At 59.2% G+C, this 22,667-nt stretch carries 22 protein-coding genes; 6 read left to right on the forward strand and 16 right to left on the reverse strand.

What is annotated here, in order from left to right:
• Positions 1 to 117: 117 nt before the first annotated feature.
• Positions 118 to 327, reverse strand: a complete 210-nt coding sequence (locus AWB76_RS36910) for a hypothetical protein (protein WP_374729977.1) — start codon at positions 325 to 327, stop codon at positions 118 to 120.
• 529 nt (positions 328 to 856) lie between these two features.
• Here AWB76_RS36910 and AWB76_RS36915 point away from each other — a divergent pair.
• Positions 857 to 1,111 (forward strand): hypothetical protein, encoded by a 255-nt coding sequence (locus AWB76_RS36915; protein ID WP_061165026.1) that lies wholly within the window; start codon positions 857 to 859, stop codon positions 1,109 to 1,111.
• A 30-nt stretch (positions 1,112 to 1,141) separates the two neighbouring features.
• Here AWB76_RS36915 and AWB76_RS36920 read toward each other — a convergent pair whose 3' ends face one another.
• Complete coding sequence (locus AWB76_RS36920) at positions 1,142 to 2,311, reverse strand: hypothetical protein (RefSeq protein WP_244173669.1); 1,170 nt, start codon at positions 2,309 to 2,311, stop codon at positions 1,142 to 1,144.
• Between the two features lie 474 nt (positions 2,312 to 2,785).
• Here AWB76_RS36920 and AWB76_RS40305 point away from each other — a divergent pair, with 474 nt between their 5' ends.
• Genes AWB76_RS40305 through AWB76_RS36935 form a run of 3 tightly spaced genes read left to right on the forward strand, consistent with a single transcriptional unit; the run spans position 2,786 to position 7,597 of the window.
• Complete coding sequence (locus AWB76_RS40305; RefSeq protein ID WP_157696310.1) at positions 2,786 to 4,027, forward strand: tyrosine-type recombinase/integrase; 1,242 nt, start codon at positions 2,786 to 2,788, stop codon at positions 4,025 to 4,027.
• Entirely contained in the window at positions 4,020 to 5,561 is a 1,542-nt protein-coding gene (locus AWB76_RS36930) for a site-specific integrase (protein ID WP_061165028.1), read from the forward strand. Before AWB76_RS40305 ends, AWB76_RS36930 begins: the two co-directional genes overlap by 8 nt.
• A complete protein-coding gene (locus tag AWB76_RS36935; RefSeq protein WP_061165029.1) occupies positions 5,558 to 7,597 on the forward strand; it encodes a hypothetical protein in 2,040 nt (679 codons plus the stop codon). The genes AWB76_RS36930 and AWB76_RS36935 overlap by 4 nt, the downstream gene beginning before the upstream one ends.
• 959 nt (positions 7,598 to 8,556) lie before the next feature.
• Here AWB76_RS36935 and AWB76_RS36945 read toward each other — a convergent pair.
• The 14 genes from AWB76_RS36945 to AWB76_RS37010 form a co-directional block, all read right to left on the reverse strand.
• A complete protein-coding gene (locus AWB76_RS36945; RefSeq protein WP_061165031.1) occupies positions 8,557 to 8,844 on the reverse strand; it encodes a hypothetical protein in 288 nt (95 codons plus the stop codon).
• Between the two features lie 143 nt (positions 8,845 to 8,987).
• Positions 8,988 to 9,545 carry a hypothetical protein gene (locus AWB76_RS36950; RefSeq protein WP_061165032.1) on the reverse strand — a complete coding sequence of 186 codons (558 nt, stop codon included), beginning with the start codon at positions 9,543 to 9,545 and terminating at the stop codon, positions 8,988 to 8,990.
• Between the two features lie 32 nt (positions 9,546 to 9,577).
• A complete protein-coding gene (locus tag AWB76_RS36955) occupies positions 9,578 to 9,823 on the reverse strand; it encodes a hypothetical protein (RefSeq protein WP_061165033.1) in 246 nt (81 codons plus the stop codon).
• Entirely contained in the window at positions 9,820 to 10,302 is a 483-nt protein-coding gene (locus AWB76_RS36960) for an RES family NAD+ phosphorylase (RefSeq protein ID WP_061165034.1), read from the reverse strand. Before AWB76_RS36960 ends, AWB76_RS36955 begins: the two co-directional genes overlap by 4 nt.
• On the reverse strand, positions 10,302 to 10,757 hold the full coding sequence (locus AWB76_RS36965; protein WP_061165035.1) for an Xre family toxin-antitoxin system antitoxin: 456 nt from the start codon (positions 10,755 to 10,757) through the stop codon (positions 10,302 to 10,304). The genes AWB76_RS36960 and AWB76_RS36965 overlap by 1 nt, the downstream gene beginning before the upstream one ends.
• 321 nt (positions 10,758 to 11,078) lie before the next feature.
• Complete coding sequence (locus tag AWB76_RS36970; protein ID WP_208606660.1) at positions 11,079 to 11,480, reverse strand: hypothetical protein; 402 nt, start codon at positions 11,478 to 11,480, stop codon at positions 11,079 to 11,081.
• Positions 11,481 to 11,551: 71 nt separating this feature from the next.
• Positions 11,552 to 12,550 (reverse strand): hypothetical protein, encoded by a 999-nt coding sequence (locus AWB76_RS36975; RefSeq protein ID WP_244173667.1) that lies wholly within the window; start codon positions 12,548 to 12,550, stop codon positions 11,552 to 11,554.
• A 92-nt stretch (positions 12,551 to 12,642) separates the two neighbouring features.
• Complete coding sequence (locus AWB76_RS36980) at positions 12,643 to 13,029, reverse strand: hypothetical protein (protein ID WP_061165037.1); 387 nt, start codon at positions 13,027 to 13,029, stop codon at positions 12,643 to 12,645.
• A gap of 321 nt (positions 13,030 to 13,350) precedes the next feature.
• Positions 13,351 to 15,672, reverse strand: a complete 2,322-nt coding sequence (locus AWB76_RS36985) for a nuclease SbcCD subunit C (RefSeq protein ID WP_061165038.1) — start codon at positions 15,670 to 15,672, stop codon at positions 13,351 to 13,353.
• Positions 15,660 to 16,199 (reverse strand): hypothetical protein, encoded by a 540-nt coding sequence (locus AWB76_RS36990; protein ID WP_061165039.1) that lies wholly within the window; start codon positions 16,197 to 16,199, stop codon positions 15,660 to 15,662. The genes AWB76_RS36985 and AWB76_RS36990 overlap by 13 nt, the downstream gene beginning before the upstream one ends.
• Positions 16,200 to 16,426: 227 nt before the next feature.
• Positions 16,427 to 17,854: a metallophosphoesterase family protein gene (locus AWB76_RS36995; protein WP_061165040.1), complete on the reverse strand. Its 1,428-nt coding sequence runs from the start codon at positions 17,852 to 17,854 to the stop codon at positions 16,427 to 16,429.
• Between the two features lie 288 nt (positions 17,855 to 18,142).
• The gene (ybiA, locus tag AWB76_RS37000) at positions 18,143 to 18,637 is read right to left on the reverse strand and encodes a riboflavin biosynthesis intermediates N-glycosidase (RefSeq protein WP_061165041.1); all 495 of its coding nucleotides are present in this window, start codon (positions 18,635 to 18,637) and stop codon (positions 18,143 to 18,145) included.
• A gap of 181 nt (positions 18,638 to 18,818) precedes the next feature.
• Positions 18,819 to 20,120: a recombination directionality factor gene (locus tag AWB76_RS37005; RefSeq protein ID WP_061165042.1), complete on the reverse strand. Its 1,302-nt coding sequence runs from the start codon at positions 20,118 to 20,120 to the stop codon at positions 18,819 to 18,821.
• Positions 20,117 to 20,383 carry a DUF7696 family protein gene (locus tag AWB76_RS37010; protein WP_061165052.1) on the reverse strand — a complete coding sequence of 89 codons (267 nt, stop codon included), beginning with the start codon at positions 20,381 to 20,383 and terminating at the stop codon, positions 20,117 to 20,119. Before AWB76_RS37010 ends, AWB76_RS37005 begins: the two co-directional genes overlap by 4 nt.
• A gap of 674 nt (positions 20,384 to 21,057) precedes the next feature.
• On the opposite strand from AWB76_RS37010, the gene AWB76_RS37015 reads away from it, so the two are divergent.
• Together AWB76_RS37015 and AWB76_RS37020 are read left to right on the forward strand one after the other, a co-directional pair.
• Positions 21,058 to 21,657 (forward strand): hypothetical protein, encoded by a 600-nt coding sequence (locus AWB76_RS37015; protein ID WP_061165043.1) that lies wholly within the window; start codon positions 21,058 to 21,060, stop codon positions 21,655 to 21,657.
• Between the two features lie 102 nt (positions 21,658 to 21,759).
• Positions 21,760 to 22,665, forward strand: coding sequence for a hypothetical protein (locus AWB76_RS37020; protein WP_061165044.1), 906 nt, complete (start codon positions 21,760 to 21,762; stop codon positions 22,663 to 22,665).
• Positions 22,666 to 22,667: the final 2 nt, after the last annotated feature.

A 22,667-nucleotide genomic window follows, 5' to 3' on the forward strand; every position in this document is an offset into this window, starting at 1 on the left:
ATACGAATTCCACCACGACAGCACCATCATGCCTCACGCGCGCGCGAATCAGGAACTGGCCCAGCCGAGTCGCTTACCTTCAACGAACCCTTCGGGACCGATCTCCTGCGAAGGCTCTCAGAATCCCACACCTACGCCGACGCCCACCCCGGAACCGTAGCTGCCGCCCCCAACGCCAACACCGATGCTGGGGCCCGGTGCGTAGTAGCCGGGGCCGTATGCGGGCGCGCCGTCACTGTACGGTGGAGCTGTAACGCATCCGGAGAACACCACCGCGAGCATCAAAATGCTGAACAATTTGAGCATGATCCCCTCCCATTTGAGCATGATCCCCTTCTATGTGGGACACCCTCGCAAGCTTTAAGCCTGTTTCGGAAGCCTTCCCGGAATGCGACGGCCACCTGGGCCATCGTATGAGCGCGATCTAGAACCAATTACGGCCTCGGTGGCATGCCGGAACATCCGATTCAATCGCCACGGTTAAGTTGAATCGGAAAAGCTAGCTGCCGCAAGCCCGCTCTTGCCCTTGATGACCGCACGCGCGAGGGACTCGCTTGGCAGGGGAGATCAACTGCCACCCATGGCGCTATCCACATTCTCGTCAATCTCCCCGTTTTTTTCGGACGAATCGAGAGGCTCCGGCGGGCGTTCGAAGTTTCGTCAGGTCGCAGCCATTGGAGAGGACGAGTCGACAAACTTCCGATCGTGGAATGCTTGCTGATGCCCTTCGCCCGAGCTTGTTTCGCCAAGCAGGGCCTCCCTCAGCGACTGGGCGAGGCTTGTTGGTTTCCCTTCCCGGCTTCTCTCGGTACAGCGCACGCTTGACAAAGCAACGGCCTGCGAAAGGGGAACAGCGATGAATCCGATTTTTGAGGAAAAAACACGTGACGGAGAGATTGCCCGCGCCCTGAACATGGCGCTCCATGCCTTCTGCGTCCATTCTGGCGCGCAGATCATCATGGAAGGCGAGTCCGTAACGCTTAACTTTTCGCGCGAGACGGCCGCGATCACCCGCGCCCTTCAACTCCTCGGCGTTCGCGCCGGCGAGACGCTCCCCGCACCGAACTTCGACCAATCCGACTTGGGGAAAAAAAAAGTCCCAGGCTTTTAGCCTGGGACGTGCTCACAAGCTTGGTTGCAGCTACGCCGCTTCTGCAAAGAGACTCAACTGCGTCGTGTCATAGCCCAACAGTGCCTGATGCGCTTCGTCGCCGATGGCGTTCTCGATCAGATGTGCGTCGAGTTCGGCCGGCGTCAGGTTCAAGCGCTGCGCGAGTCGAGAGAAGTACTGCCCGCGCTTCGCCATCTCCTGATACCGCTGGGCCATGCCGGTCGGCAACTTCACGATGCCCTCGTTCAGCCAGAAATGCGCTGAGTCAATCGCGTCGCGATGCTGCGTGTTAAGCATGAAAGCGGTGTCGTAGGTGCACGTGACGAACAAACATGCTGCTTCCGCGTCGACGTCGAACTGCGACGTCTCCTCGAAATACACCGTCTGCTCACCGCCCGTCGTTCTCGCATATCGCCCGGGCCGACCCTGATGCCGGTACGGGTTCCACTGTTCAGCGTCGAACGAGCGCAATCCCGTCGCAGGCGCCTCCTTGTCGTACTGCCCAACTGGATACCAGCCGTGCAGCACGATATCCGTCTTCGGAAGTGGTTCGAGCGTTGGAGTCGGGTAGCGACGCCCCAACACGTTGACGTCGTGCCAGACCGCTAGTGCCGGAAACGCGTGGGGCGCATAGTGATGCATCGACAGAAAGAAGTCGATCGCCACCAACTGCTGCGGCGTCACGAATTCGAACTGCGGCTCGCACAGCACCCGATTCTCTTCCGAATCCGGAATCGATCCGCTCGCCAGTGCGCCTGAGTGCGCTTCGGCACGGTCGCGCTCGGCCGCGTCGATAGTGCAGAGCTTCTTGAGCAAGTCGACTCGCGTCAGGTAGCTGTAGGTGTCTGCCTGGATGCGCGTGTAGCCCGCATCGCTCAGCGAACGCCCCACCAGTTCGCGCCGCGACATATCCCACTGGATCGCGAGCAGATAATTGCGGAAGTCGTTGAGCGAACGAAGATGCCCGTATTGCTCATCCTCGATCATGGCCTCAAGCGACTTGTCACGATCGCCACTGACACAACAAAAAGCACACCCAAACCTGCTTCCGCACGCGGCCCGAGCACCCGATTCGCCCACCACAACACCGCACGTTCCTCCGTTTCCTGCCCGATAGATATCGGACAGGCGGTGGATCGTGGCCGGTGCCAATGACGACGGAAACGTCAGGTCGCGAGCATCGGCCAGCAGCGCGAGCATTGTCCACACGTCGTCCGAAGTCCATTCGCTCAGCGGAGACAGTGTAAGTGCCCCGGTTCTGCTTCTGACAGCAACTTCCGCGCTGTCTCGCGGTTCAGCCATTGCGACCGCGCGGGAGGTACTTTCGTCCTTGCGCAACCCGAGCACCGTTATGACTTCGCGAGCAACGTCATCTGCCGCTCGTCGTTCAAGCAGTGTTCGAAGGCGACCTCCCGGCCGTACCTTCCACTCGTCCGCGTTAAGGTGTCTATGCACGAGAGCGTCAACAACTTTCCGTTAGCCCTTGTCTTCACTGAGTTTGCGCCTGTTGTCGCTCTTCTGCCTAGTCTCGTGTTCTGTACCTTATGAACGACCGCGGGTCGGGTGTAAAGAAAATGCCTTGTCGAAGGACTACCTTTGACGCAGCCGGGCCTCCAACGAACGGCGTCTCGATGCACCGCCGGGGCGCACTAACCAATGCGAAGGAGCGAGGAAATGAGTGATCAGCCGCACACCTCAATCCGCACAGTGATATTCCGGGATGGTGAGCGCATGCCGATGCTAATTGATGCCGAGACCGGCATTCCAATGTTCGACCCCTGCGTCTTCGCGTGTACGCACGTAAGACCGAGAGCCGCTTCAGCAGCAACCATCGAACAAGTTTTGAGAGGCGTACAGTTCCTTCTTCATTTCTCTCGTGGGCGCGGGATCGATCTTGCAGAACGATTCACTTCGGGGCAGTTCTTCGATCTCCATGAGTTGGACGAGCTCTCGCGCTCAGCCTACGTTCGGACACGACGCGCAAATTCGGGTATCTCGGGGAAATCAGACGCTCCTCTCGTACGAAGTCCTGTAGCTTCAGGTACAGCTGCGATTCGCCTCTACTACGCCGGTGCCTATCTTCAATGGCTCGGTGAGCGAACCGCCGGACAAGTCTGCCAGACGTTGGAAGAAAGAGACCGCTACATTCGACTGCTGTCTCAGATGTTAGATCGACTCCGAATTCGCACTCCGACAGCTGAAAAGCAATCGACACGTGTTGGCCTTAACGCTCAACAGAAACTCAGACTGCTTCGCGTCACCGATCCATCGTATCGGGACAAACGTGTTGTAAGTGACTTCTTGCGCGACCGAAACCGACTCATCGTCATGTGGGGCATTGGTACGGGTTTGCGCCGCGGCGAGTTGCTCGGACTCAGAATCAAACGGTTGGATTTCCGGAGGAATATGGCATCGATCGTTCGTCGCGCCGACGATCCGGATGACCCGCGAAAGTATCAGCCGAACACCAAGACCCGCGAGCGCGCAATCGGTATCAGCGACGAATTGGCCTTCCTAACGCACGAACACATAGTCGCGCATCGCGCAAAGATAAGTGGAGCACGGAAGCACGACTTTCTTTTCGTCTCAGAGACCACCGGCCGGCCTTTGTCGTTGGCGGGATTCTCAAAGGTTTTTCGTGAACTTCGGGCGCGAGATCCTCTTGTTGGCGAAAGGCTGACGTCCCATGTGCTGCGTCACACTTGGAACGAAGACTTTAGCGAAGTCGCGGATAAAGCTGGATTGAAGCCGGAAGATGAACGCCGCGCACGAAACCACGCAATGGGTTGGTCAGAGTTTTCGAAGAGTGCTGATCACTACCTTCGGCGGCGAACTCGTCGTCTCGCCGATGACATCTCAACACGCATACAACAATCGTTGGTCGAGATGCGTCCTGCCAAGGCCCAACATGAATGAGAGCGGTCGAGATGCCTTGCCAGACCATGTGAGATCGCCGTCCAGAACGATCGATGGTGCCGAGTTTGACGCCGCAACGTGGCACTGGAGATTCCCCACAGCCGACGGCAACGTGGTGTTCAATTTTTCCAATCTCCCCGCAGCAACAAGCGATTTTCGCGCGCAGGTACGTGAAGCTTTCGCGGTCCTGTTGTTGGCAAACGCACCTGAACGACTACGCCGGTCCCTTGGACGCTTGCGCTCGCTTTTAAGGTACTTAGCGTTGGAACATCCAACGCGGCGGATCGAAGAGATAAGCGCCGCCGACGTTCGCAACTACGGTGCATCATTGGCGGCCGACCAGTTGTACCTTCTTCGACCCCTCAGATCCATCCTCTTGAACTGGGCGCGTACTGGAGTCGGCGGCCTGACGCGCGATTTGATCGATGATCTTCCTTCGATGAAAACCGTCGGACATAAGGTAGGTGTCGCCGTTCGTACGATGGACCCGTCCGCCGGACCGCTTACCGATCTCGAATATGAGTCGTTCGTTGCGGCTCTCCGACAAGCATTCGTGACCGGAAAGACTTCCCTTTCCGACTACGCGTTGCTTGTCCTCGCAGTGTCACTGGGCTGCCGATCTATGCAGCTGGCAATGATGAAAATCGGGGATCTTGATATAGCGAGGCGTTCTGACGGATCGAAAGCGTATATGCTTCAAGTCACGCGTTTGAAGCAAGGCAAGAATATCCGACCTCGAACTCTATTCAGGGTGCGCGAACTTGCCCCCGCCGTCGGGCGGCTGCTGGAAAGCCAGATCGCTCTTGTCGAACGATGGGCTGAAAGAAACAACCTACCGCTTGTTGATGCTCCGCTTTTTCCGTCAACGAAGACTGCATGGCACGGGCGGCGGATTATGCCCGGCGCCCTAGAGGGACACTACTCAGGGCGTGGCCTGGCGAGCAAAATCGCTCGACTTTTGAACAGTCTACATGTCATTTCTCCTCGCACAGGCGAGCCGATGAAGCTCTTTCAGACTCGAATTCGGCGCACGCTCGGCACAAGGGCCGCCGCCGAAGGTCTGGACACTCCCGTGATCGCTGACCTCTTAGACCATAGCTGGATCGACTCCAGTCTCGTCTACATTGAGTGTCGGCCCGCGATGATTCAAAGAATAGATAAAGCGCTCGCCTTAAGAATCGCGCCGCTCGCTCAGGCGTTTGCAGGCCAACTCGCGGAGCGCTCCTCCAATGACGCAGATGGACAAGGGAGAGTACTTCATATCCCCGGGAAAAGCTCCTTACACCCGATCGGGCGTTGCGGGAAATCGTCGTCCTGTTGGTTGGCGGCGCCATTGGCGTGCTACACGTGTCCCTACTTCAATCCTTGGCGGGACGATGTTCACCAACTCCTGCTCGATCGTTTGCTACGAGAAAGAGATGAGCTGCTAGCCAGTAGCGACCTTCGCATTGCCTCCGTCAATGACCGAACGATTCTTGCCGTCGCCGAGGTCGTCAACCGGTGTCTCGAGTCCAGTTGCGGGAGTGGCGCATGAGCAAAGTGTTCGCTCTGCTTCCCCGTCTGAAGGCCGATGCCGAGCGTAATCTGGCGGACTACATTCTGCATGCTCGCGAGAGATCGACCGTCTTTGGCCGCGACCTCGATTTCGACCAATGCGTATGGGATGTCACCGACGACTATTCGCGCAGAGGTCATCGCAATTCAAAGCATGGCTCCGTTACCATCAGCTTCAGACAACGTCTTCAAGATGGACGGAGGCCTTTTTGCGACCAACTTGGCGAGTTTGCTAGGGCATACATGCGCGTAGAGGTGGCGAACAAATCTTCCTCGACGTATGCCCATGCAATCGCTGCTTTTCGAGCTTTGGATACAGTGATGGTAGAGCGCTGTGTATCGTCGCTCGCGGAGCTCGATGCCACACTTTTCGACCGCGCCTCCGAAATGATCAGATCGAACAGCTCCCGCCGAGAAAACCCGGCCGCAGGATATATGTTAGGCCAGATCGCGCGGTTCCTCGACAAGAAGGCCTTTGTCTATGCACCACTTCACAACTGGCGCTACCCGCGTGCCTCGCGGATCACAAATGGACGCATCGGCCCAGAATTCGAGAGGCGACGAGCGAAAAACATGCCCCCGAAGGAGTGCCTAGACGGTCTGGCTCAGGCATTCAATCTCGCCTCAGACGACCGCGATGTCCTGATTACGTCAATCGCAGCCATCATGTGTTCCGCCCCGGAGCGAATCAACGAGGTGATGGTGTTGCCAGTGAACTGCGAAATCGAACAAACGGACTCCGATGGCCGCACATACCTCGGTCTGCGCTGGAGCGGGTCGAAAGGAGCAGCCGACCACATCAAGTGGATATTGCCGGGCATGGCTGAAGTGGTTCGCAAGGCACTCGACAGGATTAGGAAGATTACAGAACCGGCTCGCGCGATGGCTCGCTGGTATGAAGAACATCCTCGCAAGCTTTTTCTACCTCCAGAGCTTGCGCATTTGCGCAACCAAAGTGTTTTGACGCTCGATGAAGTGAGCAAAATCCTGAACCTCTCACCAGGCAAACGCGCAGCCAGGGGCTGGATAAATCGTAACCGTGTGCCGCTCGCTTCCGTAGTGCCCGAGATTCCGCTGGCGGGTCATAGCCATGTACAGGCCGTCCGTTTCGAAGACATCGAAGCCCATGTGGTTGCAACGGTGCCGCAGGGCTTCCCGATCTATGACGAAAGACGCCGCATGAGGTACTCCGAAGCCCTTCTAGTTATAGCAGAGGGCTTGTTCGGCAACCGCAACGAAACGGAGGGCAGCCACTGCATGTTCGAAACCGTCAAATATCACCACATTGGATGTTCATTGGGCCAGAACAAGCGCTCCGGTAGCACCACAGTATTTCAGCGCGTCGGAATTGACCCGGATGGCAAGCTTGCGATGCGGAGTCATCAATTCCGTCACTGGCTGAACACACTAGCGCAGAGCGAGAGCCTGTCTCAACTCGACATTGCAAAGTGGAGCGGTCGAACAACGCTCCAGCACAACTCTGCATACGACCACGTCTCGAGCGAGGACATCGTCGCTAGGATTCGTACAGCTGTCGGCGACCACGGAAAAGCCATCGGACCACTTGCAGAGATTCCCAAAAATTTACCAGTCACGCGGTCACAATTCGCTGCGATGATTGTCCCGACAGCGCACGTCACGCCCTATGGCTTCTGCATCCACGATTTCACAACCACACCATGCGAGCGGTTCAGACAATGTCTAGACTGTCAGGACCACGTCTGCCTGAAAGGACTTGCGGACAAAACTTCTCGTGTCGCGCAAGCGTTAGAGGACGCGAGGGAAAGTCTTTCGAAAGCATTCCGAGCCGTTGCGGATGGCGTCTTCGGTGCTGACGACTGGGTGGCAATTCACAAGGCGACCGTTAAACGCCTCGACGAACTCCTGAACATCCTCACTGACACGGATGTATCGGACGGCGCGGTTGTGCAGTTAAACTCAATTAAAGCTTATTCGCTTTCTGATGGAGCCCTGTCCGATGCCCTCTCGATCCGTGAAACCGGCGCCGAGCTTTGAAAGCAACGCCTCAAGCAACCATCGAAGCGCGAAAGACCGATCTCCCAACCTTTCTCCTGATCGTCTATCGATTGTCGTCGATATCATTCGCGGATGGGACGGGCGCCTAACTTGGCCAGCACTCGTGGACGCGGTGGCGACGAGGTTGGGCGCGACTTACACAAGGCAAGCACTGCACAATCGAGCCGAAATACGAGCTGCGTATGATGCGTATCGGGCGATAGGCCAACGTCCCGTTGCCGTCTCCCGGCAACTGTCGCCAGTTTTGAGGGCTTGTGTCGACCGCAATCATCGGCTAGAACTAGCAAACGCCGAACTACGGAAGCGCGAAGCCTATCTGCTGGAACAGTTTGTTCGATGGGCGTACAACGCATCGTCAAGAGGATTGACCGCAGAGTTTCTCGATCAGCCGTTGCCTCGAACAGCCCGGCGGCCCGGGTAGAGACACCAGAGCTCAGCCACCGTAGCGTCTCCCCATGCAAGTTTCAGGGCGGTTCTCGAGTCCGCGCACAAGGCAATCAACGTCCCGTCACCTGTGGACGGGCCGAAACTTTCAGAGGGCGGCCACGCGAGGCGCATCCCCGGTACCGCGAACATAAATTGGAGGTCCACGCAGGATGCGACCACCGTGCGGTGCAGGCGTTTGCCGTTCCAAACCGGACGGGGTAGTGCATCAATCGATCCGCTCGAGCTTGAAATGGACTTCTGCGTATCCGGCGTTGCACCGCCAGACCTCCTTTCCTTCTCTTAGAAAAATTGCCATACCCTTCGCAACCTTGCACGGAGCCTGAGGGTACACCGGGCCATGCCCATTGACCGCAGCGGCCAAGGCACTGCGCTCCTTACAGAACGCCATGTATCTTCCATCCAGCAGTGTCATTCTATCCACCAAATTCTGAATCATCTCCGCACCGCTGACGCAACGTTGGCCAATGGACAGGTCGTCGTGCCGATGTGTTTCAATGTTCGCCGTCCGTCAGTGTCTCGCTCGATGTTGCCCGGACGAGTGGCAGCGTGTAGGGTGCCTGAACGGCACTCGGTAAACCGCGTTTCGTCACATCCGTGATGACCCGCTCACCATCTTCAGTGATCCACGCCACGATTTGTTGCGCGTTCAATGTTTCGAACGCCGCGCGCACGGCCAACTCCAGTTTTTCGTCGCAGCCCAGTTCGTCCCATTGGTTGTGCTCGTCGGCCTGTGCGTTCCACTTCGCTCTCGCCGCTTCGACCACTTTGTTCTCGCTCATCCCGATTCCTTCCTTTTCATATCAAGCGTCGCTTTGCTGATCACGACCGCCCGATGTGTTCATATATCTGATCGCAGCACCGTTGGCGATTCTCCGTGCTTGCCCGACCAGTCAGATTGCTGCGCCCCGGCGTCTGAGGCGATTTATTGCGTCCAGAAGTTCAAACGCGGCCAGGCGTCGTGTTTGCCGCGCTTGCGAACCGCACAGAAACCTGCGTGAGCGAGACCATGAATGCCAATGTATGCATTCATCTGCAAGGCGAGTCGATTGTCTGCCCCTTCGCCATCGTACTCATCGTCGCGGATAATCTCGCTGCCCGGAAGACCAAGGCTAACGCCTGCGGCCCACGCCCATGCTGTGGCCTCCGGGTCCGAGCATTGAATGACGGCCCGATACAGTGGCGAATCTGGGTGTAAGCCTTGTTCGTCAATGCGTCTAAGCATCTCCCGCTGCCCTGCATAGAGGTTGCCGTCCATCAAAGACCTGAAGCAGCGCGGCGTGATCGCCAGATGCGCAGCCTCGTGAAGCACGGTCGATATCCTACATTGAGGATCGACGGCCAAGGTGCCTTGCTCGATGCGGCATCCTGCCGAAAAGCCAGTAGCCCCGACCTCGTAACGTGCAGGAATGCCGATTCCATTCAGGAACCGAAGCACCCTGTCACGGGTGTAAGAAGCTTCGATTGAAGAGTCGTTCAGCATGCGTCGCGGTATCTTCAGATAGGATCAGGTGATCATTTAATCGCCCGTACAGCGCGACGAATGCGTCTGACTGCAGCAGCAGGCGTATCAGAAACCAAAGACCAGTCGTGGTGCCACCACGCGATCACCGCTTCGGCGTCTCGTTCGGTCCTCGCACAGGCAACCTGTTTCACCTCCGCCATAATCTCTTCCCACCAACTTGCCGATTCGCCGTCGCTCGCCATCGGGTCGATTGCCTCGCGATAAACGACCTTGGTTTGCTCGATCGATATTTTCATCGGTTGTCGCCCCTCGGACGTGTCAGTAGGCGCAAGATGCGCGGATCATGTCGGACGTCGATCACCGTCTCAATCTTGATGCCTACGACGTCCGCATGTACGGGATTCAAAATATAGTTGTAGGAGAAAGGCATCACCGCGCTTGGGACTTTTAGCAACGCTGTTGATCCGCCCTCTAGCCATTCGCTGCCGGCGGACTGCGTATATGGAGCGTCCTCTCGCCAATTCTCCGGCAGAGCGCTCTCGCTTAGTTCGGCAATCGCCAATCGATCGCCGACCGCCACGCGCAGGAGACGATACGTGTCGGGCAGATCCGCACTGGATTGAATTTCTTGATGAACAAGCGTCTCGAGCAGGGCACCGGCCGGATGCTCGGCCAAGTAGACCACTGGACGTCCAGCAACGTGCCATCGACCGGGAGCACGCAGACCGCCAACGCCTTTCAAGTCGGCATAGTTGCTGATCCTCCACAGAACCATTAGGCGAAATATCCCTCGTCAATCTGTACGAGCGCGTCCTCGACCAGACGAGCCCCCTGCTCGGTTGCAGCCATTCCAAGCGCGCTGAGACCGCCGAAGCGTTTCTGCAGACCGCGCAACCAACCTAAGGCCTTTTCGTTGCTGCCAAATGCGACGTTCGCCTGCGCGACAATCCGCGCCAAACGAATTGCTCGATCAGACTCCTCTGTTGACAGACGTTCGTGTTGTTGGCGACGATGCGTGAGTGTGCGTCGCGGAATGATGAAGGCCAACTCGTCGGCCTTCAGTCCCTGAGCGGCGAGTCGATCGATCACGTCGACGTCGACGCGCTCCTGCGCCAATCCAGCAAGATCGGTAGCATCTCGGACCCGCGCGTCCAGCAGTTTGCTGAGCAGGGCGTATTCCGTCCATCGTGCGTTTCTGGCACCAGTCGGCGTGAACTCGATTGTTCTCATGACCGTCCTCCATGGCAAAATGCCATCTAATTATAGGCGTTTTGCCGACGAGATCGCAAGCTAGAGGAAGAAGGGGCCGCTCGTGGTCGATTGTCGTCCCACGCGGCCGTGGGCTAGTCCGAGGATTAACTCAGCGCTTGTTTTCGCACCCGCGTTCGGACCCCCGGCGTTCAAGTCAATTAGCCTAGGTCGTCGGCGCATTGCTTAAGTGTTAATAAAAGCGCTTCTCAACTGAAAATTATGTACCGTTGTTGACGTTATTGGTGGCGTATGGCCGCAATGGGTCTGCGTCCCTACGGACAATTGCTTCAAGGTTCCAATTTACACTTGACGGGCAACATAATCCGCGCACGCCCTGGTCCGTCTACCGTCACGCACGCCATTCTCAGGTATGCGTACCAACGTGCCACGTCCAATCGTCGACACTACGAACTGGCTTGCCAACGAAGGTGTCGTCACATGAACCTGTACGGGCAACACCGACGCTTCGATATGCAGCTGCAGCTCGTCCAACACTGAGTGCAAGAAGTTTGCGATTATCGGATTCTCGATCGTCGTGTCGGCCGACTGAACATGGTGGGTGATCGCCTCAAGCATCAACACCAGAGTACACGTGCTGTCCTTGCCACCCGAATAGGCGCAGCTCAAGCTATGGCCCTGTTCGATGTAACGCTGCATAACGCTGATCGCAGCTTCCATCTTCGAGAGGATTTCCTGTTCCATTTTTTGCTCCAGAAAACAGGAGCGACCCATTCGGGATTCGCTCGCCAAGGGTTCAAAGGTTATCGTCTAAATCAAATCAAAAGGTCAGCCGTCGCACGTTGCGCCCCTTCCAGACCGTCGTGCGCTGCGGCAAACATGTCTGCTTGCCGTGTTGCTCGATCCAGGCGCGGCAGCGTCTTCGCATACCGGCTCACGCTAGTACCGTCGAAGCTATCCGCACCGGCGGCGGCACAGATGCGGATGCGCCGCGCCGAGTTCACGCGACCGACGTGCAAGTAGCAGTGACGCCGTCGCGCGAGGGACCCCCACACGTGCGCCGTCTGCTCTTTCCACTCTGTCGACCCGCCAATGAAGATGCCGACAGCAGGCGAGAGAAGCGAGGCGAGGTCTTCGACCTGCATACCGTTCTGAACTGCGATCAGCATCCGGCACGGCATGCCCCGAAGTCGTTCCAGCCACTTCAGCGAGTAGTCGAGCGAGGCCATGCCACCCATGACGATGTCCGGAAGGACAAGCCAATCGGCCCGCTCGCCGAGCCGTTCGACCGCGACCGCGACCGCGTACTCATCGAAGGGCTGGCCCTGCTGGTAGGCGGTCCAAGCGCCGTTATCCAACGCATAGCGGGCAAAGCCCTCAGTACGCAACTCGCCCTTGGCCGAGACCAACAAGCGCCAGTCGGCTCCCTTCAATGCGGCCAGGTTGCGGCGGGTGCCCGTCCGACTCGCGTAACCCACGAGCGGCTGCCGGTGCATGGCGATCCGTTCTTCGATTTCCGGGTCATCGTCAGCAGATCCATCGACGCCGTAGTAGTCGGCGTACGCCATCAGGGCTTGTGCGTAGCCGGTCTTCTGGCCACTGGCGTATTGCTCCAGCCACGGCGGCGTCATTGCCGCACTCCGTTTTGGGGGTTGGACTCTCCGGCCGATGATCAGGAAGACCTTCGTGTCGACGTGACGGGTCCACGGGCGAACTTCACCCGCGTGCGTCGCGGTGCCGGCGATGTAGCCAATCGCCGCTTCGAGGTTGGGAAACTGCTCAGGCGATGCGCCCAGCTTGGCTGCTTCAAACATAACGACACTCCACATATAGAACGCGGAGCGACCCTTGCGGGGCCGCTTGCCCGCAAGGGTTGAGAAAGATATTGAACGCCGTTTCGTGCCGCTTACTCGATCAGCGTGACGCTTTGCCACCAGCGACCGCCCGAAGGCAGGTCTCTAACAAAAGAGAAATTCTCCGCTTCCTCCCGCGTGAGTTCGATCACCCCGCCCTTCAAAATGGCCGTCTGGAGATAGATGACATTCGCGAGGGCGGACGCGCCGTACTGTTCGGCGACGGCGGTCAGGGTTTCGACGGAATCCAGCAGTTCCGCATGAAACTGCTTCGCGTCAGCGGCGAGGCGCAGAGACAAGTCAGCGTCGATAATCGCGCCGAGCACCGCATTGCATTGAGCTTGCGGGTCGTCGGCCCCGTACTGCCCGGGCTTGATCCAGCTTCGGATCACCATGTCGTTCAGTACGTCGTCGACAAAATCAATGCAGGAATAGGCCATGGAAGATCTCCAGTCAAAAAGTGAAAGAAAAAAGAGCCGTTGTCAGATGCGACGCGAACGGCCGGTATCGAACGCAGCCGCGGGACGCAGGTATGGCGGACGCGGCGGCTGCGACTGAGCAGTAGCCGGTGCAGCTTGCTGCGCAGGCGGCTGGTGAGGCACCGCATTCGAGTGGGACGGACTGCCGGCTGCCGCGAGCAGCAGCATCAAAAGGTTTGCCATAGCGGGAATAGCGCCAAAGGGCGCGTGGATGAAGGGAAACGGGAGCGCCCCCGGGGGAGTCCCCTGAGGGGGCGACTCCCCACAAGGGTTAAAAAAAGATCAGGCGGCAAGCGCCTGTACGTCGATGACTGCGTCGGCCTCAGCGACAAGGTCGGGCGTCTGCGAGATGAAGAACTCCCGCTGATACCCACCTTGGCGCAGCACCTCACGCTTCATGCGCATGAACTGCACTTTGCGCTCGGGATCGAGCGGACCGTCTGACTCGTCGCTGAACAAGGTCTGGTACGGCTGACCGGTGTTCTGCGCGAGATAGAGCGCGATGCCCCGCGTGAGACACTCGTTGATCCAGACCTTCTGACCGCCGGACATAACGGAGACCGACTTGCTGCTGTCGGACTCGGCGTCGTGAACGAGGATCTCGAAGCCTTCACGCAGTTCACCGCTTGCGAGCGTGCGCTGCGTGCGGATCTCCACCGTGAAGCGCATCCCGTAGCATGCGAGTAGTAGCTCGTTGACGGTGTGCGTCAGCGCCGGACCCGCGTCATCGATGGTCAACGCGATCACGCCGTCGTTGCCCAAGCCCTTAGCCAGCAGCTTCCATCGCGCGATTTCGTCGGAGAGGCGATCGGCACGCGACTGCGTGGCCGAGAATTTTTCCAACTCCAACGCCAACGATTCCGCTTGGGCCTGCAACACACTCTGCGAGCGGATCGATTGCTCGATCCGACCATCCAGTGCCGCGACGGTCTCCCGGTTCGCTGCGATGTCACGGTCCAGCTTCGCAATCGCGGCTGTCACATCGACGGCGGCCAGTCGCCCGACCTCCTCGGTCATGCGAGCAAGCTCTGCTTCGATACGCGTCTTCTCAGACTGGTACCTGGCGGTGCGTGCGGCACTTTCCTCAGTGATCGAGCGCAGCTCCGCTTGCGCGGCTTCGAGCCCCGACACGGCGGCATCGAGCAGTGGCTTCGTCGCAGCAAGCTCAGTCGCCGCCTGCAACGCACGGCGAAGCTGCGCGGCCGCATCGGTGATGGCCAGCATCTCGACGCGCTTTGCCGCCAACTCAGCCGGCACGCGAGCCAAGGCTTCGGCCTGCGCTCTCCTCTCGCGATACTCCGCGCGAAGATTCGCCACCGAAACACGCTGCACTTCCGATTGCTCTTTCGCCTGAAAGGCTTGCGCGAGCAGCGGACATTGCGCATGCATCGAATGACCGACGCACGGCACTTGCTCCGCAACAGCCGCCTGCTTGCTCAGCGTGTCAAAGTGCGCGGCTTTCGTCGTGCCCTGGCTCATCAAGCTGGTAAGCGTCGCATCGAGCGTCGTCAACGTCGCGCGTTTTACCTCCAAATCGGCAATGTCGCGCTGCAGGGGAGCAAACCTCGCTTCCTCGCGCGCAATCGCCAACTCGGCCTCCTCGCGCTTAGCCGCCGCACCGAGGATCGCCTCACGGCGAGCCAGCGTTGCTTGATGCGTCGCGACGGTTCGACTCAGCACGGAAACGCGCTGCTTGCAACGAACCGCTGCTGCTTGCTCGTCGTCTGCCACGCTTTTCATGGCACGCCCCAACTCGTCTCGGCGCACGCCCACCTCTCGCAGGCGCGCCTCGGTCGTTGCAGATTCAGTCTGCTTCGCCGCAAGCGTCGCCCGCTCCTGAGCCAGCTTGCTCGCATGCTCAAGCGCGGCATCGCGTTGCTCCCGAGCGGCACGCAGGGTGTTGCCCTGCGCGACGATCGACTGCTCAGCGTCTGCTTTACGTTGCCGCTTTCCGGCTAGCGCGCCAAGCTCAGACTGGATGCCTTCGAGCGACTTGCCGAGCACCTTCGCGACATCAGCGGCTTTCGCCGACAATGCCTTCAGGTGGTCGATGCCAAGGAGTTCGGCCAGCAGCGTCTTGATCTCGCCCGCACCGTAGGACGCGAGCGGCCGCCGGTTCTGAGCCGAGAACACGCTCGTGAAGAACGTTTCCAACGAACCGTTGATCGCTTCGACGCAGCGGTTATACGACTCCGCCTTGCCGTCGGACACCGTTCCGTCAGGCAGCGACACCGGGCGCCACGTACCGTCGACGCCGCGATAGGCCAGGTAGTACTCTGCCTTGCCTGTCTTGCCGGGCTTGCGAAACGTGAAGGACGAGCGATAACGAATGCCGTCGTGCTCCCATTCGAGTTCCTTCAGCGCACTGGTGCCGCCGATGTGATCCCAGTACGAGAAGGCGTCGACCGACAGCTTCGACGCACGCGACGGCATGATCGGATACGGATGCAGATTGTCCATAAGCGTGGTCTTGCCCGCCCCGTTAGGGCCGGTCAAGGCGATCAGGCCATCTGGCAACGCCTCCAAATCGAGCGTCACGCTGTCGCGTTTCATGCCATCGCGCACACCAACGAAGCCTTCCAGTGTCAGTTTCAGAGGCCGCATGACAGGTCCTCTGACACGGTCATCGAAGCCGAAATAGCGGCCATCTGCGAGTAGAACGCGGCGTCGTCCTCGTTGGGAAACGGCGCATTGATGTCGGTAGACGCAATGGCACGAGACGGCGCTTGGAGCGTCCCGTCGAGCGCGGCTGCGACCTGGTCACAGACTCTGCTGAACTCGCGACGCGCGTTCGTCAGAAGCTCTTGCCATCCACTATGCCCGGTGAGGCTGCGGATCTCGGCAGGAGACCACTGGCTTGCATACCCTTCCTGATACGACCACAGAAGGTGCTGCATCTCAACCGTCGGCGTGACAGCAACCTCGTACGCGCCGGGCGTCGTGGCGAGCAGCAGCAGCGTCTGACCGAACTGCGCCAGTACCGCGCCGCGGTATTGGCCAAACGGCTGATGCTGAATCGCAGCAGTAAGGCCCGCCAAATCGACCAACGACTTTTGAAGATCACGCGAAGAGCAGTCGCCCAACGAAAAGGTGCGGACCCAGTTCGGGCCAGCGGGATAGAGACCAAACATGATGCACTCCGTTATGGTGGGCGGAATGCGACCCCGGTAGGGATCGCTCCCCGCCTGGGTGAAAAAAGAAATGAACTGCTAGAGAAAGGTCCTGCCACTACTAGTCGATGCGTCAAAGACGCGGTGAAACCTCTGTTTCGATAGCGACGATGACAGTCGGCTATCGGAACACGGCTTGCGTGCTCAGGCAAAGGAGCCGTGCTGGCCTCCCCTGCAAGCGCTGCTACCTACGCCGCGAACAAATCATCGTTGAGCCATGAAAGTCGACTTGCCGGCGCCGACGCGACGATCTCCACCGTCGCATCGGGCATGGGTAGCGCGTCGTCGCCAACTTCGTCACTCGAAGCTTCTTGGACAGTCACCGGTGCAGGCTCGGACGTGCTCGACAATGCGGGCATCCCGTCAGTTCCGGACGGATGCGCCGCGACTGCATCGCTCAGTCGCGCCAGCACGCCAGCCGCGATTGCCTCCGCGTCCATTGTTTCCAGCAACTGCAGCCGGTCAAGCAAGGGCACCGGATCAACCGCAGTGTGCTCACACCAGCGCTCGAGCTTTCGATCCATCGACGTCTCGAGGCTGATGCCTTGGGCGCGTGAGCGGACCACGGGAAGAATTCGAGCTTCGACCTTCAGCTCGGCCGCGCTGCCAAACAACGCCGCGATTGCGTCACGGTCGACTGACTGTTTGTGCTCATCGTCGACCTGCCAACGAATTCGAACGAACTTGTCGGTCGCATCGAGCGCGATTGCCGTGAGGCGCTGCATATCGGGCGGTCCGTCAAAGTCGACGCAGATCGTCTGCCGCGAAGGCGTCACGACCAGATCGGCTTGCGCGCTTCCCACCTCGACATTCCACATCAGAAAGCCCTTGTCGCCTTCCTCACCGTAGTGGAATCGCCCGATAGAACCGGGGTAGGCCACGACGCGCCCCGCTCGCTCCCACCGCTGCGCTTTGTGAATGTGCCCAAGCATGAAGGCATCGCATTGAGCCTCGAACAGACTGCCAAGCGAAAACTCATGGTCGAACCCCGCCATCGTCACGCCGTGCTCGGTCGTGCAACCGTTGACCGTGCCGTGGGAGACTCCTACAGTTCGAATGCCTGCGGCACGAAGCTGCTCGTTGATGCGCCCTGCCGCGGCCAGATAGTCACCCAGCACGGCTTCAAGACCCGTCCCGGCTTCCTTGGCGCCAACGGCGGCCGCCAGTTGCCCCTTGTTGACCGTGGGCAAGCAGGCGAACACGACATCGGCGCCGATCGAGAGTACTTCGCGCAGCTCGTCTTCGGAGAAGACCGGTCCGCTCGATGCGTAGAACCGGCCTTCGTGAAGACTAACCTGCTGGACGCGCTCCGCCACATAGATCTGATGTGTTGCCGACATCAGTTCGAAGTTGCGAAGCGTTCCCGGCGGCTCATGCGAAAACGTTCCCTGCAACATGAGCACCGGCATACTTCCGCTGAGCCCATTGATGCGTCGGGCGAGCCGATGCAGGGACGGTGCATGCGCGTCGAGCCGATGATCGGTCGCGTCACCGGAGATGACAGCTACATCCGCGTGCATGAGTACTGCATGCTCGGTCGCGAATCCAAAACAGCGATCGGCCTCTTCGAGATTCCCGGGCGCGTAATGCAAGTCAGAGAAGTGAGCGATTTTCACGTCGCCTCCATAATGAAAAAGAGCCGCCCCGTTTCCGGAAGGCAGCTCAATTGATCCAACGCCAGACCTCGACGTAGCGATTGACTCAAAACACCGTAATGCATCCTTCCCCTTCGCCCCATTCAATCGTGAGTTTGGAGGGAACAGGTTCGATATAGGAGGTGCTCTTGCACCCCTGGCATTCAACGACGATGCGTACGGTGCGGTCCGCGGTGAACACCTTGAAAGTGTCGTGCCGCAGCCGCCACATCGCATCTGCTTTTGATCAGTCAACATAGGCTCTTGCTGTCATTGTTGCGATTGAATAGACAGCGCGTCCCGGACCTTCATCAGCGCTTGGCCGAGAAGGTTCTGGCCACGCCACTTCGATTTGTCTGTGATGTCGGGATGACGCTCACCTAGCCCCACGCCCCAGATCACGTCGTAGGGACTCGCCTCGACGATCTCAGTCGGAACGGTGGAGAGCAGCAGCGATCGCAACCCGGGATGCTGCGCGAACTTCTCGCGGCAACCAACGTAGACGATCGACTCTCGTTTTTCCTTCCACGTTGCGAGGTCGAAGCCCTTAACCTGGCGGCCAAGTGCTTTCTGCTCTTTGGGATGATGAGCGGAGAGGATGGCTTGTGCCGCCGCTTCATCACCAAAAAGCTTCGCCTTCGAGAACATCATCATCTGTTCCACCGACGTAAACGCCACGCCGTGATACACGAACCGGCACGGATGCCAGTTGCTAAAAGCATCGTCCGCGCCGAAGAACAGCGTGAAGTTGCCGACTCTACGCATTGGAAACTCCTTCGCGTGAACAAGTAGATGGGCCGCCGAAGCGGACGAATTCGATGCGCTGAAGCCGCGCGGTCGAAAACATTTGAGCAAGCGTCTCTTGCTGAAATGCTCTCATGTGCAACAGAAAGGAAGCGCCAGCCTTTCCCGCGTCGAAATAACGCGGGAAAGGGACTGGCTAGAGTTATTCGTAGAGCACGCTTCCAACCGCGTCCTGGATCTCGACGTCAAGCGACGCGGGATCGTCGAGCGCGGCGGTCAGCCTCGAATTCATCGCATCAACGTCCGCGATTCGTTCGATCCAGCCACGACCGTACCGCTGGTGCGCGTACACGCGAAAGCCATGCTGTCGCTCGGATTGGTTCAGCCCAAGGCGTTGAAGCAGGTCAGACATCCGGTGGCGCTTCTCTTCGAGCGTCTCGTTGGATTCAAACCGCCCTTCGACTTCGGGCATTCCCGCCGATTCACCGCCGCTGCTCAGGCTGTCGTCAGGCTGAAGGGTCGCTTCATGCAACGTTTCGACCGAGCCATCCGCTTCGATCAGCGCAACCGCCCGACTGGCCGCGTCCAGGGCAAGCTGCCCTTCTTCCGCGCCATCGAGCAGCGCGCCGAGGTCGATGTCAGCATCGAGCACGGTCAACATCTGCTTCTGCCGAACGGCTTGCCCGTTATCGTCGATCCGGGTGATGTCGAACTCTTTCTTCGAGAGCCAGAAGCGCGTGCCGGTGAGCCTGCCGCGCGCGAGCGACACGGTTTGCATCGCCGAATACGCTTTCTGAAGCACGTAGATCGAATTCGTCGGCAGTTCGATCAGGCCAAGGCCTTTCACATCCGGAATCGCGAACACGAAATTCGCGGTCAGGTTGCACTTTCGGTCCTGATACTGCGGACAGACGTGCGGGTCGCAGATGCCATCGGGAATGTCATCGTCCTGCCGGTGCACCACGAGTCGACCACCGAAGGACCGGCGGGCACGTTGAGCACGGGCATTGCGCTCGACGGGCGCGTACATCTTGCAGTAGCGCTTGCCGTCCCGGTCATACTCGGAGAAGTACTGCCGCCCCGCTGTCGTGTAGGCCGCCATCTGGTTGGGCACATTTCGCAGCCAGTCGTCGAACGCGAACATGACGGGAAAGCGATACAGCTTCACGCCCTGCCCGCGATCCTCGCCATACAGCCGCAGGATTTCGTCGGCCGTATCCGGATTCGAGAAGTCGGAGCGTCTGCAGACGAAGTACGGCACGTTCTTCGGAACGAGCGCATTGCGCAACTTAAGCGTCGTCTCCAGCAGCTTGCCAATCGCTTCATATGACTCGCCCGCGGCCACCATGTCGTGATACAGCTTGATCGCCTTTTCGTTGGTCTGGTGGGTGCGTGTGAGCACTTTGATGCCCGGTCGGATCTTGCCGATCGTGGGCGGCCGGATGGCTCGCTCTTCGACGAGACTGCGCGGGGCGTGATCGAACATCTGGACAACGGCGTTCATGACGGTTTCCTTGCGAGAAAGAAGATGGCGTTGGTCCGCAGCGCGTCGGCCTGAGATTGCATCTCCCGGGCCGCCGTACTGCCGCGACGAACGCTCACGTGGTGGATAAAGACAGAGCGCTCTGAGTCGCTGTACATCGCGACCTGAGCAACTTCGCAGCGCGCACGCCAAACAGGGGATGCGGTGTCCGCTTGCTCGCGCTCGGTATCGATTTGATGCTTGATGGCCTCAGCAATGCGCTGGTTGAGGCGGTCGGGCAACAGCATGAACAGCACCTCCGTTGAGAAAGGTCCGTCGCGGGGAGCGATAGACGAAAAAAAAGCCCGCTCCGGTGAGGGGGCGAGCTTCGTGAAATCGATAGAGAGGGAGACCTACGCGCCACGTCCCTTCCGGGGACGTGGCGTGCAGGGAGCGCCCGGAGATCCGGGGCGCTCAGACAGAGAACGTAAAGTCGTTCTCGCGCGGCATGGTCACGCCGCGCAACAGCCCTTTTCGGAATTGCTTCCGCCGCAGGTTTCACGGATCAGCCAACTTCGATCGTTCTACCCAGATCAGGCTCTGGAGAGAGAACACCCGAAGGGTTCGAACGATGTACCGGCGCAAAGAATGCAGGCCAGGGTACGAGTATCACGGCTGAAATTGGGGAGTGTGTAGCGAACACACTCAGCACAAGGAAGATTTCCACACACCGGTAGCGATCCGGTCGGAGCATGCCAACGCGCGAGGCGGGCACGGCTTGCAGAAAAAAGATGGACTCCGGGCTTGGAGTCGAGGTCGATGCGTCAGCGACGCAGGGAATGGAGTTGAGTATCCGGGTTAAATGCGCTCGTGTGCAGTGGAAAGCTCACGAAATTCGTATAGCTTTCGCTGCCTTGACAATTGTCTAAACAATGAAAATCTTATGTGAGAGAGAACACAGACGAAACCGAAAACGATCATGGCTGTTATCGACATGGAAATGCCCGACGAGGAACCGACACGCGCCACACCTCAGAGCAACGAAAGCGCGGCCGAGAGCGGTCTTCGCCCCCTTTCAAGGCTCACCAGTGATAGCCGTCTCGCCCGAATTCACGCCGAAACACTCGCGCAGACAGAACTGCCCTACTACTCGAAGTTCGCGCGCGAATTTTTGCGCTCAGACTTCAACTTCGCGGCCGCAAAAATGACCGTCGCGCGTGGCGGCAAGCTCATCGCGATCGAAGCGGAATTTCGAGCCGCCGAGGCTTTCTTCAAGAAAGCGCTGGATTGGGCGAACAAGCTGCCGGGCAGACGCACACCCACTCAACCCGAGTGGGTAACGCTGGAGATCAAGCACGCCATGTCGGGCCGGCTCGTTCGCGTGCTTTCCATGTATGACCAGCTCTTCCTGAAGACAATGGAAGCGCTGATGTTCCGCTCTCTGACACCGCGAACGCGTCAGGCCGCGCTGGAGGCGGCTGAAATCCGCGTCAGGCAAATCCCGTTCTTGTGCATTCCGGATAACAACAGATTCGCGCCTGAAGGTGTGCTGCTTCCTGACCCCGACGAGACGCACTGAACCGGTTTTAATGACCTCATCCGCGCGCGACCTTGATTTCCGGCAGCGCTGTTTAAGCTCGATCCAACCCGGCTCGACCAAACATACACAGGAGGATCCCGCATGGACTTGCGCGAAATTCAAAGACTGCATGCGCAGTTCGCACCTGACTCGATGACCATTGATCTACCACGTCAAATCGCGGCGCTGCCGGCATCGGCAGTGTTTGAAAGCGACAGCAAATCGTCGAAGCTGACATCGCGCATGTCCAAGTCCGGTCCGGTTTTGCGTCGCTGCGCCAAGCCCCTTCTTATCGCACTGATCGTCGCGATGGCGGGTGTCGGCGCGGCGAGGATCTGGCATGCCGTCGGCGCGAGCACGATGCCGCAAAAGAGCAGCGTGGAAAAGGCTTCGTCGCAGAAAAGCGAAAACGCGACCTTGCCCGTCCTCGCCAGTGAACCCGCTCTTCGCCCGATCGACGCCTCGCCTGCTCGCCCGGTCGCAGTTGCCCCGATGCTGAGCGCGAGCGACCTCGGCAACGCGCCGACCGTCGGATTGACAGCCGATCAGTTTCGCAATTCGCTCAGCCCGACGTCGGCCACGAATACCGGCAACGCAGGCGCCGCCAAAGCCACGCCGACCGCGTCCAACGAAACGAAGCTTGCAGCCGTCTCGCCGATCCGCCAGTCGCATCGCGAGCCGCAAGCCGCACGTGCGGTCGCCACGCCCCAGCCGCAAATCGTGCAGGCGGAATCGAAGCCGGTCGTGCCGGTCGTGCCAGTCGTGCTGCCGGCGCCGCCAGCACCGGCGACCACGTCATCCGCGAGTGCTGCCGTCGCGCCCGTACCGGCTCAAGCAGCCGAGCGCGGCACGTCGTCACCGCCAGCGACCCGGGCGCACAACTATCGGCATCACACCGGCCGTCCGCGCGACGAGCAGGCAAGCGACAGCGCCACCGCCCCGGCGGCCCCGAATAAGAAGCCCGCACCGGCGAGCCGCGCCGGTTCCAACGAAGTGCAAATGTTCTGAGA

This window comes from Caballeronia temeraria (assembly GCF_001544795.2).
Classification (GTDB): Bacteria; Pseudomonadota; Gammaproteobacteria; order Burkholderiales; family Burkholderiaceae; genus Caballeronia; species Caballeronia temeraria.

Coding starts and splice junctions, on each gene's coding strand:
- AWB76_RS36910 (WP_374729977.1), bottom strand. CDS start 327: ATGCTCAAATGGGAGGGGATCATGCTCAAATTGTTCAGCATTTTGATG.
- AWB76_RS36915 (WP_061165026.1), top strand. CDS start 857: ATGAATCCGATTTTTGAGGAAAAAACACGTGACGGAGAGATTGCCCGC.
- AWB76_RS36920 (WP_244173669.1), bottom strand. CDS start 2,311: ATGCTCGCGCTGCTGGCCGATGCTCGCGACCTGACGTTTCCGTCGTCA.
- AWB76_RS40305 (WP_157696310.1), top strand. CDS start 2,786: ATGAGTGATCAGCCGCACACCTCAATCCGCACAGTGATATTCCGGGAT.
- AWB76_RS36930 (WP_061165028.1), top strand. CDS start 4,020: ATGAATGAGAGCGGTCGAGATGCCTTGCCAGACCATGTGAGATCGCCG.
- AWB76_RS36935 (WP_061165029.1), top strand. CDS start 5,558: ATGAGCAAAGTGTTCGCTCTGCTTCCCCGTCTGAAGGCCGATGCCGAG.
- AWB76_RS36945 (WP_061165031.1), bottom strand. CDS start 8,844: ATGAGCGAGAACAAAGTGGTCGAAGCGGCGAGAGCGAAGTGGAACGCA.
- AWB76_RS36950 (WP_061165032.1), bottom strand. CDS start 9,545: ATGCTGAACGACTCTTCAATCGAAGCTTCTTACACCCGTGACAGGGTG.
- AWB76_RS36955 (WP_061165033.1), bottom strand. CDS start 9,823: ATGAAAATATCGATCGAGCAAACCAAGGTCGTTTATCGCGAGGCAATC.
- AWB76_RS36960 (WP_061165034.1), bottom strand. CDS start 10,302: ATGGTTCTGTGGAGGATCAGCAACTATGCCGACTTGAAAGGCGTTGGC.
- AWB76_RS36965 (WP_061165035.1), bottom strand. CDS start 10,757: ATGAGAACAATCGAGTTCACGCCGACTGGTGCCAGAAACGCACGATGG.
- AWB76_RS36970 (WP_208606660.1), bottom strand. CDS start 11,480: ATGGAACAGGAAATCCTCTCGAAGATGGAAGCTGCGATCAGCGTTATG.
- AWB76_RS36975 (WP_244173667.1), bottom strand. CDS start 12,550: ATGTTTGAAGCAGCCAAGCTGGGCGCATCGCCTGAGCAGTTTCCCAAC.
- AWB76_RS36980 (WP_061165037.1), bottom strand. CDS start 13,029: ATGGCCTATTCCTGCATTGATTTTGTCGACGACGTACTGAACGACATG.
- AWB76_RS36985 (WP_061165038.1), bottom strand. CDS start 15,672: ATGCGGCCTCTGAAACTGACACTGGAAGGCTTCGTTGGTGTGCGCGAT.
- AWB76_RS36990 (WP_061165039.1), bottom strand. CDS start 16,199: ATGTTTGGTCTCTATCCCGCTGGCCCGAACTGGGTCCGCACCTTTTCG.
- ybiA (WP_061165041.1), bottom strand. CDS start 18,637: ATGCGTAGAGTCGGCAACTTCACGCTGTTCTTCGGCGCGGACGATGCT.
- AWB76_RS37005 (WP_061165042.1), bottom strand. CDS start 20,120: ATGAACGCCGTTGTCCAGATGTTCGATCACGCCCCGCGCAGTCTCGTC.
- AWB76_RS37015 (WP_061165043.1), top strand. CDS start 21,058: ATGGCTGTTATCGACATGGAAATGCCCGACGAGGAACCGACACGCGCC.
- AWB76_RS37020 (WP_061165044.1), top strand. CDS start 21,760: ATGGACTTGCGCGAAATTCAAAGACTGCATGCGCAGTTCGCACCTGAC.